Here is a 12,538-nt window from a genome sequence, read left to right as displayed (position 1 = left end):
GCAAAGCATGGCTGAAGTAGGTATTTTTGTCGGCACGATGTACGGCAACTCGCTGCTGGTGGCGGAGGAAGCGGAAGCAATCCTCGTCAATCAGGGCCATAAAGCCACGGTCTATGAAGATCCGGAGCTGGCTGACTGGGAAAAGTACGCCGATAAATACATTCTTATCGTGACCTCGACCACGGGGCAGGGCGATTTGCCGGACAGCATCATGCCGCTTTTCCAGGGGATTAAAGATCGGCTTGGCTACCAGCCGGACGTACATTACGGCATCATCGCGCTGGGTGACAGCTCGTATGCAAACTTCTGCGGCGGCGGCAAGCAGTTCGATGCGCTGTTGCAGGAACAGAGCGCGCAGCGCGTCGGCGAGATGCTGCTGATCGACGCCGGTGAGCACCCTGAACCGGAAAGCGTGTCGAACCCGTGGGTTGAACACTGGGCAACGCTTCTTAAATAGTTTCGTAGGCCGGGTAAGGCGTAACCGCCACCCGGCAACGAAGCCGCACCAAATCCTCAATTCCGTGAAGTATCTTCCATCACTTTGGGCTTATGCCCCAAACCACGTTCCCTGCATGCTTCAATGTTGTGTTCCTGCACGGTGAGAGAACGCATCACTCCTTCATATACTTTTCTCGTCACTATAAAACGGCTTGATGCCGTACCAAAACCAAACACCAATCTCTCATTCTGATTACCCTACAGGTGCTGTACAGAATGAACCAGGCGAAAGCTATGTTTCAGGAGTGCAACAATGAGTACATTAAGCCACGCGGCGAGCAGCGCTGAGAAGCGCACCAACGCTCGCTACTGGATAGTGGTGATGCTGTTTATCGTCACGTCTTTCAACTACGGCGACCGCGCCACGTTGTCCATTGCCGGCTCTGAGATGGCAAAAGACATCGGGCTCGATCCGGTTGGTATGGGTTATGTTTTCTCCGCATTTTCATGGGCCTACGTTATCGGCCAAATCCCTGGCGGCTGGCTGCTTGACCGCTTCGGCTCAAAACGGGTCTACTTCTGGTCCATCTTTATCTGGTCGATGTTCACCCTGTTGCAGGGCTTCGTGGATATCTTCAGCGGCTTCGGCATCATCATTGCGCTCTTTACCCTCCGCTTCCTGGTGGGCTTAGCGGAAGCGCCGTCTTTCCCCGGTAACAGCCGCATCGTGGCCGCCTGGTTCCCGGCGCAGGAGAGGGGAACGGCGGTAGCCATTTTTAACTCGGCGCAATACTTTGCAACGGTCATTTTCGCGCCCATCATGGGCTGGCTGACGCATGAAGTGGGCTGGTCACACGTCTTCTTCTTCATGGGCGGGCTGGGGATCGTCATCAGCTTCATCTGGCTGAAGGTGATCCACGAACCAAACCAGCACCCGGGCGTGAACAAGAAAGAGCTGGACTATATTGCGGAAGGCGGGGCGCTGATCAACATGGATCAGAAAACCCAAAAGGCTAAGGTCCCGTTCAGCCAGAAATGGGCGCAGATCAAGCAGCTCGTCGGCTCACGTATGATGATCGGCATCTATCTCGGCCAGTACTGCATTAACGCCTTAACCTACTTCTTCATCACCTGGTTCCCGGTTTACCTGGTGCAGGCGCGCGGCATGTCGATTCTGAAGGCGGGGTTTGTCGCCTCCGTACCGGCCATCTGTGGCTTTGTGGGCGGGGTCCTCGGCGGGGTTATTTCCGACTGGCTGATGCGTCGTACCGGTTCGCTGAACATTGCGCGTAAAACGCCCATCGTGCTCGGGATGCTGCTCTCCATGACCATGGTGTTCTGTAACTACGTCAGCGCGGAGTGGATGATCATCGGCTTTATGGCGATGGCCTTCTTCGGTAAGGGCATTGGCGCGCTGGGCTGGGCTGTAATGGCAGACACCGCGCCGAAAGAGATCAGCGGCCTGAGCGGCGGTCTGTTCAACATGTTTGGCAACATTTCCGGCATTGTCACCCCAATCGCTATCGGGTACATCGTCGGCACCACCGGCTCGTTTAACGGCGCGCTGATTTATGTTGGCGTCCATGCGCTGGTGGCGGTACTCAGTTATCTGGTGCTGGTGGGCGATATCAAACGTATCGAACTGAAACCTGTTGGGGAGCGCGGATGATGACAACGCAATCAAGCCCTATCGTAACGGAGATGAAGGTCATCCCGGTGGCGGGGCAGGACAGCATGCTGCTCAACATTGGCGGCGCGCATAACGCCTGGTTTACCCGCAACATCGTGGTGCTGACCGACAGTGCAGGAAATACCGGCGTCGGGGAAGCGCCCGGCGGAGAGGTGATTTACCAGACGCTGGTCGACGCCATCCCGCAGGTGGTTGGGCAGGAGGTCGCCCGCCTGAACAAGGTGGTCCAGCGCGTGCATAAGGGCAACCAGTCGGCGGATTTTGATACCTTCGGTAAAGGCGCCTGGACATTTGAACTGCGGGTTAACGCGGTGGCGGCGCTGGAGGCGGCTCTCCTTGATTTACTGGGCAAGGTGCTGAACGTGCCCGTCTGCGAGCTGCTGGGGCCTGGCAAACAGCGTGATGCGGTAACGGTGCTGGGCTATCTGTTCTACATTGGCGACCGGACTAAAACCGATCTGCCGTATCTGGATCGCTCCCCAGGCAGCCACGAGTGGTATCACCTGCGTCATCAGGAAGCGCTCAACGCCGAGGCGGTGGTACGCCTGGCAGAGGCGGCGCAGGATCGCTACGGCTTCAAAGACTTCAAGCTAAAAGGCGGCGTCCTGCCGGGCGAGCAGGAGATTGACAGCGTACGGGCGTTGAAAAAACGCTTCCCGGAGGCGCGCATCACCGTCGATCCGAACGGCGCATGGCTGCTCGATGAAGCTATCGCGCTGTGCAAAGGGCTGGGCGACGTGCTGACCTACGCGGAAGATCCGTGCGGCGCGGAGCAGGGCTTCTCTGGCCGCGAGGTGATGGCGGAGTTCCGCCGCGCCACCGGACTGCCGGTCGCAACCAACATGATCGCCACCAACTGGCGCGAAATGGGGCACGCGGTGATGCTGAATGCGGTGGACATTCCGCTGGCAGACCCGCACTTCTGGACCCTTTCCGGCGCGGTGCGCGTGGCGCAGCTGTGCGATGACTGGGGGCTTACCTGGGGCTGCCACTCCAATAACCATTTCGACATTTCGCTGGCGATGTTTACCCACGTTGGCGCGGCGGCGCCGGGCAACCCGACCGCCATCGACACCCACTGGATCTGGCAGGAGGGCGAAGCGCGCCTGACCAAAAATCCACTTGAAATCAAAAACGGCACCATTGCCGTACCGGATGCGCCGGGGCTGGGCGTGGAGCTTGACTGGGATCAGATCCACAAGGCGCATGAAGCGTATAAAAAATTGCCGGGCGGCGCGCGCAATGACGCGGGCCCGATGCAGTACCTTATCCCCGGCTGGACATTTGACCGTAAGCGCCCTGTTTTTGGACGTCACTGAAAAAAGGATCGAACGATGAGCACATTTTCTACCCCTGTAGTCACCTCCATGCAGATTATCCCCGTCGCGGGACATGACAGCATGTTGATGAACCTGAGCGGCGCTCACGCGCCGTTCTTCACCCGCAATATCGTGGTGATCAAGGACAACTCAGGACACACCGGTGTGGGTGAAATCCCGGGCGGGGAGAAGATCCGTAAAACGCTGGAGGACGCCATTCCGCTGGTGGTGGGTAAAGCGCTGGGCGAGTACAAAAATGTGTTGACCAGCGTGCGTAACACTTTTGCCGATCGCGATGCGGGTGGCCGTGGCCTGCAAACGTTTGATCTTCGCACCACTATCCACGTGGTCACAGGCATTGAAGCCGCGATGCTGGATCTCTTAGGCCAGCATCTGGGCGTCAACGTTGCCTCCCTGCTGGGGGACGGCCAGCAGCGCAGCGAAGTGGAAATGCTCGGTTACCTGTTCTTTATCGGCAACCGCAACCTCACCCCGCTGCCGTACCAGAGCCAGCCGGACGAAAAATGCGACTGGTATCGCGTGCGCCACGATGAGGCGATGACGCCGGACGCGGTGGTGCGCCTGGCGGAAGCGGCGTATGAAAAATATGGCTTCAACGACTTCAAGCTGAAGGGCGGCGTGCTGGCCGGTGAACAAGAGGCAGAGGCGATTACCGCGCTGGCGAAGCGTTTCCCGCAGGCGCGCGTCACGCTGGATCCGAACGGCGCCTGGTCTCTTGATGAAGCGATCGGCATTGGCAAGCAGCTCAAGGGCGTGCTGGCCTACGCGGAAGATCCGTGCGGTGCAGAGCAGGGGTTCTCCGGACGTGAAGTGATGGCGGAGTTCCGTCGCGCCACCGGGCTGCCAACCGCCACGAACATGATCGCAACCGACTGGCGCCAGATGGGGCACACGCTCTCGCTGCAATCGGTGGATATTCCGCTGGCAGATCCGCACTTCTGGACGATGCAGGGCTCGGTTCGCGTGGCGCAGATGTGCCACGAGTTTGGCCTGACCTGGGGCTCGCACTCCAACAACCATTTCGACATTTCGCTGGCGATGTTCACCCACGTGGCCGCCGCCGCGCCGGGCAACATTACCGCCATCGACACCCACTGGATCTGGCAGGAGGGCAACCAGCGCCTGACCAAACGACCGTTTGAGATCAAGGGAGGCATGGTGCAGGTTCCCGCCACGCCGGGTCTGGGCGTTGAGCTGGATATGGATCAGGTCATGAAAGCGCACGAGCTGTACCAGAAACACGGCCTGGGCGCACGTGATGATGCGCTGGCGATGCAGTACCTGATCCCTGAGTGGTCATTCGACAATAAACGTCCGTGCATGGTACGATAAGCGCATTGGGACCGCTCCCATTAGCGGTCCCTTACGTGGTGTATGCTTAACGTAACTAACATGCGTAAGGATGGCTTATGAAAATTGTTATCGCTCCGGACTCGTATAAGGAAAGCTTGAGCGCGCTTGAGGTGGCGACAGCGATAGAGGTCGGTTTTCGCGAAATTTTCCCCTCAGCGGAATACGTCAAATTACCGGTTGCAGATGGTGGCGAAGGAACGGTGGAGGCCATGGTGGCCGCCACGCAGGGGCGCCTTGTCCATGTTCCCGTTACCGGGCCTTTGGGTGAACGCGTGGAAGGGTTTTTCGGTTTATCCGGAGACGGGAAAAGCGCGTTTATCGAAATGGCGGCCGCGAGCGGCCTGGAGCTTGTTGCTCCGGCAAAGCGTAACCCGTTAATCACCACCTCGTGGGGAACCGGGGAACTCATCCGTCATGCCCTGGACGCGGGCGTTAAGCATATCATTATCGGCATTGGGGGCAGCGCGACCAATGACGGTGGCGCGGGCATGGTGCAGGCGCTGGGGGTAAAACTGCTGGATGCTAAAGCGCAGCACGTTGGGCCGGGCGGCGGTGAACTGGCTAGCCTTGCCCATATCGATCTCAGCGGGCTGGACAAGCGGCTGGCAACCTGCCGAATCGAAGTGGCCTGCGATGTGACCAACCCTCTGATCGGCGAGGCTGGCGCGTCTGCGGTATTCGGTCCGCAGAAAGGGGCGACGCCGGAAATGGTCAGGACGCTGGACGACGCGCTTGCGCATTTCGCAAAAATTATCGCCCGGGATCTGGATATCGACGTTTTAAACCTGGCGGGCGGCGGTGCGGCTGGCGGGATGGGGGCGGCGCTGTACGCTTTTTGCGGCGCGCAGCTTCGTCAGGGCATTGAGATTGTCACCGATGCGCTGCATCTTGATGAACAGGTCGCGAACGCCGATCTGGTGATCACGGGCGAAGGGCGTATCGACAGCCAGACGATCCACGGCAAAGTGCCCGTTGGCGTAGCGAGAGTCGCGAAACGCTACAACAAACCGGTTATCGGCATTGCCGGCAGCCTGACGGCGGACGTTGGCGTGGTGCACGAGCATGGGCTGGATGCCGTATTCAGCGTGATTTACACCATCTGTTCCCTGGAGGACGCGCTGGAAAATGCGCAACAGAACGTGCAGATGGCCGCAAGGAATATTGCGGCGGTCATAAAGGTGGGGCAGGGGATTTCGCGTTAACGATCGTGCTCCTGTAGGCCCGGTAAGCGAAGCGCCACCGGGCTATTGTCTTAGTTCCCCAACACCTTCATCGCTTCCCGCGTCACGTTGTCCATCTCGTCCAGCAGCTCCAGAAATTCCGGTTCAAGATCTGATTCCGGCGTACCCGCGCGGAGCTGCTGTTCAAGCAGCTGGCAGAGATTTTTCAGCCGCGGCACGCCGCTGTAGCCGCAGCTGCCGTGTAGCTTATGGATAGCCTCCAGCAGCCCTTCAGGATTTTCACCCACCAGCTGTTCTTCTACCTTATTTCGAATCTCAGGCAGGAAGTCCACCAGCATTTGCAGCATATCGCGCGCCAGATCGGCTTTGCCCGCCGCCTGCCGCAGCGCCAGTTGCCAGTCAAACGTGGCATTCTGGTTGACGCTGATTTCCGGCGATTCAGCTGAAATGGTGTATGTCCCGCCAATGTGACCCGGCTTGTAGCGCAGCAGCAGGCTGTGCAGCTTCTCTTCGTCGATCGGTTTCGCCAGATAATCGTTCATGCCCGCACCCAGCAGCTTCTCTTTTTGTCCCGCCATCGCGTGCGCCGTCACGGCAATCACCGGCGTCTGCTGCTGGTGCGGAAGCTGGCGAATCAGCTCGCAGGCGCGGATGCCATCCATGCCCGGCATCTGAATGTCCATCAGGATCAGGTCAAACTGCATCTGTTTGGCCTGCTCTACGGCTTCGGCGCCGCTGGTACACAGCTCAACGTGCTGAACCTGATCCTCAAGCAGCACGCCAATCAGCTTCAGGTTGGCCGGGTTATCGTCCACAGCCATCACCGTCATCGGGAGCTTACGTTCGTCGTTCGCCAGCAGCAGGGGCTGATTCGTCAGACGGCAATATTCGGTCAACGCGGGTAACAGCCGTGTGGCGGTGAGGGGTTTCAGCAGACACGCCGCCGCCCCGTCGTTTTTCAGCTCTTCAGCATTAAGCTGGGCGTGGCACGGCAGAGCCAGCAGCAGGTAGTCCGTCATTGAGGCCGCCTTCGCCAGGCGTTCCTGCTGCATGGTGAGCTCTCCGGTAAACGTCACCGGAATACCCATCAAAAGGATATCGTAATGATCGTTCGCGAGCGCGGAGAAGGTCGGGCTGTAAACCACCTCCAGCGGCGTAGTGCTTAACACATCCAGCGTACACTGCGCCGCGGCGGCATTCGGTTCCACATAGGCCAGACGCATCCCTTTCAGGCAGTCGGTGACCGGACCGTCGGTCTGCACGTTCGGATTAAGGTCGAGATTGATATGGAACCAGAAGGTCGAGCCCCGGTTAGGCTGGCTGTGGAAGGAGATATCGCCTCCCATCTCTTTCACCAGCTTTTGGGTGATCACCAGCCCCAGGCCCGTTCCGCCGTGACGACGGGAAATGCTCGCATCGGCCTGGCGGAACGCCTGGAACAGACGCGACTGATCGCGCTCCGGAATGCCGATGCCGGTATCCCGGATCTGCACCTCAATCTGGACCTTGTTATTACTGAGCGCCCGTTTTTCGACCAGAATGTCAATGTTGCCGCTCTCGGTGAATTTGATCGCGTTGCCCACCAGATTGGTGATGACCTGTTGCAGGCGGAGCGGGTCGCCAATGACGTTATCCGGCACGTCGTTTTTAATATTGAGCGTCAGCTCCAGCCCCTTATCATGCGAGGAGTGGGCAAGCAGCGTGACCACGTCATCCAGGGTGCTGCGCAGCGGGAACGGAATACTCTCCAGAATCAGCTTGCCCGCTTCCAGCTTCGAGAAGTCCAGCACGTCGTTAATGATGGTCAGCAGGTTGTTGGCCGATCGTTCTATGGTATGCAGGTGATCGCGCTGGGTTGGATTCAGCTCGCTTTTGAGCGTCAGGCGGGTGAAGCCGATCACCCCGTTCAGCGGCGTTCGCAGCTCGTGCGACATGTTCGCCAGGAATTCAGACTTAATACGAGCCGCCTCCTGCGCGCGTTTTTTCGCCAGATCCAGCTCCACGTTCTGGATCTCCATCTGCTCCAGCGTTTCGCGCAGGTCGGAGGTTGCCTGGTCAACGTTGTGCTGCATCTCTTCGTGATAGGCCGCCAGCGACATCGCCATCGAGTTGATGCCGTTTTTTAGCATATCCAGCTCGCCGAGCATAAAGCCTTCCACGCGGCTGTCGAGCTGACCCCGACGGATCCGGTCAACGGTATTCACCATGTTGCGAATTGGCCCCGTGACGTCGCGCATCAGTCGCCAGCCGAAGATTAGCGCAATGCCGATACAGAACAGCATCATCACGCCGGAAATGAATATTTCTTTGTACTGCTGGAGCCGCACCGACTTGAGATCCAGCTCCAGCGCCACGTATCCCAGCATATTATTGCTGGACTTCGCATCCGACTGGGCTGATTCATCGGGTGAATAGCTTTCCGAGATAATCGGCGTGCGCAGGATCATGATATCGCCGCGCCGCAGGACCGTGAGATGACGCGGGAAGGGCGTACCTTCCGGGATTTTCAGCGACGTGGGATCCAGATGAAAATTCGAGGTAACGAACAGGCGGTTATGTTCGTCGTAAACGGAAATGGCGCGCACGATCTCTGAATGTCGGCGGTGCAGCACGCTGATTAACTGACCAATGGATTCGCGGTTTTGCAGGTTCATGCCGTACTCGCTGGAGACGGCCAGCGGTTCGATAATGCTGGCCCCGGCATCTTCAAGCTGCCTCTGCAAATCGTTATAGCGATGCACCACAAAGAAAATGCTCAGCAGCAAACCGATGAGAACGGTAGGAGCGAGGATCAAAATCATCATGCGTGCGCGCAGGCTGTAGTTGGTCATGGAGTTCCGTTATGGGACAATCAGGCTAATTATGTTTATTTGAGAACAATCTCGGCGATGGCGCAATTCTACTCTGCAAAACGACGCGTGACGACGCGTCAGATCATAACTGTTGAAGCCACGGACCTCGATCCTTTCGGTCAGGGGGTGGCGCGTCATAACGGCAAGACGCTGTTTATCACCGGTTTGCTGCCGGGAGAGCGCGCAGACATTACGCTGACGGAAGACAAACGCCAGTATGCACGCGGCCAGGTTAAGCGCCGTCTTAACGATAGCCCGGAACGCGTCACGCCTCGTTGCCCCCATTTTGGCGTCTGCGGTGGCTGTCAGCAACAGCATGCCAGCCCAGAATTACAGCAAAAAAGTAAAAGCAGCGCACTGGCCCACCTGCTAAAACATGACGTCAGTGACATTGTGGCTGACCAGCCGTGGGGCTACCGTCGCCGCGCTCGCCTGAGCCTCAGCTATCAGCCAAAAACCGAACGGCTGGAGATGGGTTTTCGCAAGGCTGGCTCCAGCGATATCGTCTCCATCACGCAGTGCCCTGTTTTGGCGCCCCAACTTGAGGCGCTGCTCCCGGCTGTGCACCACTGTCTTGCATCGCTGGACGGGGTGCGTTCGCTGGGGCATGTCGAACTGGTGCTGGCCAACAGCGGCCCGCTGATGGTGTTGCGCCACACCGCACCGCTCTCACCGGAAGATCGCGAAAAACTGGAACGCTTTTCGCATTCTCATGAGCTTGCGCTTTTCCTTGCGCCGCAAAGCGAGATACTTGAGCAGGTCAGCGGAGAAGCGCCCTGGTATGCGTCAGACGGACTACGCTTAACGTTCAGCCCACGGGATTTTATCCAGGTCAACGACGGCGTAAACCAGCAGATGGTGGCAAATGCGCTGGCATGGCTTGACGTCCAGCCCACCGATCGGGTGCTCGATCTGTTCTGCGGTATGGGGAACTTTACCCTGCCGCTGGCCCGCAAAGCAGCAAGCGTGGTCGGCGTGGAGGGCGTTGAGGCGCTGGTGGCGAAAGGCCAGGAGAACGCCCGGCAGAACGGCTTGCAAAATGTGACATTCTTTCATCAAAATCTTGAGGATGATGTCACGCGGCAACCGTGGGCTAAGCAGGGCTTTGATAAGATCCTGCTCGATCCGGCGCGCGCGGGTGCGCCGGGCGTGATGCAACATATAATTAAACTCGCGCCTGAACGCGTGGTCTATGTTTCCTGTAATCCGGCGACGCTCGCCCGTGACAGTGAAGCATTATTGAGCGGGGGTTACCAGATTCGGCGTCTGGCAATGCTGGACATGTTCCCGCACACTGGACATCTGGAATCGATGGTGTTGTTCGAGCACATCTAATGAGTTTGGCTTGTCGACTTCGACAGGCCCTTGTCCCTAAAGGAGAGGACGATGGTTGCGGTAAGAAGTGCACATTTAAATAAAGCTGGTGAGTTTGACCCTCAAAAATGGATCGCAAGTCTGGGGATTTCCAGCCAGCAGTCGTGTGAACGCTTAACCGAAACCTGGGCCTATTGTTTACGCACAACGCAGGGGCATCCGGACGCTGAACTGCTGTTGTGGCGCGGCGTGGAGATGGTCGAAATTCTGTCCATGCTGAACATGGATATCGAAACGCTACAGGCCGCACTGCTGTTCCCCCTGGCGGATGCGAACGTGGTGACGGAAGACGTGCTGCGTGAAAGCGTCGGCCAGTCCGTCGTGGCGCTCATCCACGGCGTGCGCGATATGGCCGCCATCCGTCAACTGAAGGCCGCGCAAACGGATTCTGTCTCTTCCGAGCAGGTGGATAACGTCCGCCGGATGCTGCTGGCGATGGTGGATGATTTCCGCTGCGTGGTGATCAAGCTGGCGGAACGGGTAGCCCATCTGCGCGAAGTGAAGGATGCGCCGGAAGACGAGCGCGTCCTCGCCGCCAAAGAGTGTACGAATATCTATGCGCCGCTGGCGAACCGTCTGGGGATCGGGCAACTGAAGTGGGAGCTGGAAGATTACTGCTTCCGCTACCTGCATCCGGCGGAATACAAACGCATTGCAAAACTGCTGCACGAACGCCGCATCGACCGCGAGCACTATATCGATGAATTTGTCAGCGGGCTGCGCCAGTCGATGAAAGAGGAGAATGTGCGCGCCGAGGTCTACGGGCGTCCGAAGCACATCTACAGCATCTGGCGCAAAATGCAGAAGAAACACCTCGCCTTTGACGAGCTGTTCGACGTGCGCGCCGTACGTATCGTGGCGGAACGTTTGCAGGACTGCTACGCCGCGCTGGGGATCGTGCACACCCATTTCCGTCATCTGCCGGACGAGTTCGACGACTATGTCGCGAACCCGAAACCGAATGGCTATCAGTCCATCCACACCGTGGTGCTCGGCCCTGGCGGCAAAACCGTGGAAATTCAGATCCGTACCAAACAGATGCACGAAGACGCCGAGCTGGGCGTGGCGGCGCACTGGAAATACAAAGAGGGCACCTCCGGCGGCGGTCGCTCCGGTCACGAGGATCGTATCGCCTGGCTGCGTAAGCTGATTGCGTGGCAGGAAGAGATGGCCGACTCTGGCGAAATGCTCGATGAAGTGCGCAGCCAGGTCTTCGACGATCGCGTCTACGTCTTTACCCCGAAAGGGGATGTGGTGGATTTACCGGCAGGCTCCACGCCGCTCGATTTCGCCTACCACATTCACAGCGACGTGGGGCACCGTTGCATCGGGGCGAAGATCGGCGGGCGCATCGTACCGTTTACCTACCAGCTACAGATGGGTGACCAGATTGAAATCATCACCCAGAAGCAGCCAAACCCAAGCCGCGACTGGCTTAATCCGAACCTCGGTTACGTTACCACCAGCCGCGGGCGCTCTAAAATTCACGCCTGGTTCCGCAAGCAGGATCGGGACAAGAATATCCTTGCCGGTCGCCAGATCCTTGACGACGAGCTGGAGCATATCGGGATAAGCCTGAAAGAGGCGGAAAAATTCCTGCTGCCGCGCTACAACTTCAACGAGCTGGACGAGCTGCTGGCGGCCATTGGCGGCGGTGATATTCGCCTGAACCAGATGGTGAACTTCCTGCAAGCGCAGTTCAACAAGCCAAGCGCGGCAGAGCAGGATGCCGCAGCGCTGAAGCAGCTCCAGCAGAAAACCTACGCTCCGCAGCAGCGCAGCAAGGACAATGGCCGCGTGGTGGTCGAAGGGGTGGGTAACCTGATGCACCATATTGCCCGCTGCTGCCAGCCGATCCCGGGGGACGATATTGTCGGCTTCATCACGCAGGGGCGCGGGATCTCGATTCACCGCTCCGACTGTGACCAGCTTGCAGAGCTGCAATCGCATGCGCCGGAACGTATCGTGGAAGCCGTCTGGGGGGAAAGCTACTCGGCCGGCTACTCGCTGGTCGTGCGCGTTACCGCCAACGACCGCAGCGGCCTGCTGCGCGACATCACCACTATTCTCGCTAACGAGAAGGTCAACGTACTGGGTGTTGCCAGCCGCAGCGATACCCGCGAGCAGCTTGCCACTATCGATATGACCATCGAAATCTACAACCTTCAGGTGCTGGGCCGCGTGCTCGGCAAACTGAACCAGGTGCCGGATGTGATTGACGCGCGTCGTCTGCACGGTGGCTAACCATCCTTTTCTGTAGGCCGGGTAAGACAACGCCGCCACCCGGCATTTTGACATCAGGACAGAACT

The 12,538-nt window shown here is 58.5% G+C and carries 8 protein-coding genes; 7 read left to right on the top strand and 1 reads right to left on the bottom strand.

Annotation, left to right across the window (positions count from 1 at the left end):
• Positions 1 to 7: 7 nt before the first annotated feature.
• The 5 genes from E0L16_RS03275 (at position 8) to E0L16_RS03250 (ending at position 6,023) form a co-directional block, all read left to right on the top strand.
• Entirely contained in the window at positions 8 to 457 is a 450-nt protein-coding gene (locus E0L16_RS03275; protein ID WP_063869327.1) for a flavodoxin, read from the top strand.
• A gap of 294 nt (positions 458 to 751) precedes the next feature.
• Entirely contained in the window at positions 752 to 2,107 is a 1,356-nt protein-coding gene (gene gudP / locus E0L16_RS03265; protein ID WP_063451910.1) for a galactarate/glucarate/glycerate transporter GudP, read from the top strand.
• Positions 2,107 to 3,447, top strand: coding sequence for an enolase C-terminal domain-like protein (locus E0L16_RS03260; protein ID WP_131636453.1), 1,341 nt, complete (start codon positions 2,107 to 2,109; stop codon positions 3,445 to 3,447). The genes gudP and E0L16_RS03260 overlap by 1 nt, the downstream gene beginning before the upstream one ends.
• 15 nt (positions 3,448 to 3,462) lie before the next feature.
• On the top strand, positions 3,463 to 4,800 hold the full coding sequence (gene gudD, locus E0L16_RS03255) for a glucarate dehydratase (protein ID WP_063869329.1): 1,338 nt from the start codon (positions 3,463 to 3,465) through the stop codon (positions 4,798 to 4,800).
• A gap of 77 nt (positions 4,801 to 4,877) precedes the next feature.
• A complete protein-coding gene (locus tag E0L16_RS03250; protein WP_063869331.1) occupies positions 4,878 to 6,023 on the top strand; it encodes a glycerate kinase in 1,146 nt (381 codons plus the stop codon).
• 50 nt (positions 6,024 to 6,073) lie between these two features.
• Here the strand turns inward: E0L16_RS03250 and barA are convergent, their stop codons facing one another.
• Positions 6,074 to 8,833 carry a two-component sensor histidine kinase BarA gene (gene barA / locus E0L16_RS03245; protein WP_131636316.1) on the bottom strand — a complete coding sequence of 920 codons (2,760 nt, stop codon included), beginning with the start codon at positions 8,831 to 8,833 and terminating at the stop codon, positions 6,074 to 6,076.
• Positions 8,834 to 8,890: 57 nt separating this feature from the next.
• Here barA and rlmD point away from each other — a divergent pair, with 57 nt between their 5' ends.
• On the top strand, positions 8,891 to 10,189 hold the full coding sequence (rlmD, locus tag E0L16_RS03240) for a 23S rRNA (uracil(1939)-C(5))-methyltransferase RlmD (RefSeq protein ID WP_131636315.1): 1,299 nt from the start codon (positions 8,891 to 8,893) through the stop codon (positions 10,187 to 10,189).
• A 51-nt stretch (positions 10,190 to 10,240) separates the two neighbouring features.
• A complete protein-coding gene (gene relA / locus E0L16_RS03235) occupies positions 10,241 to 12,472 on the top strand; it encodes a GTP diphosphokinase (protein WP_063451905.1) in 2,232 nt (743 codons plus the stop codon).
• Positions 12,473 to 12,538: the final 66 nt, after the last annotated feature.

The sequence above is a fragment of the Enterobacter quasihormaechei genome, from assembly GCF_004331385.1.
GTDB classification, from domain to species: Bacteria; Pseudomonadota; Gammaproteobacteria; order Enterobacterales; family Enterobacteriaceae; genus Enterobacter; species Enterobacter quasihormaechei.
Note: the sequence above shows the minus strand (reverse complement) of the source record. Positions and strands in the feature narration are given on the sequence as shown.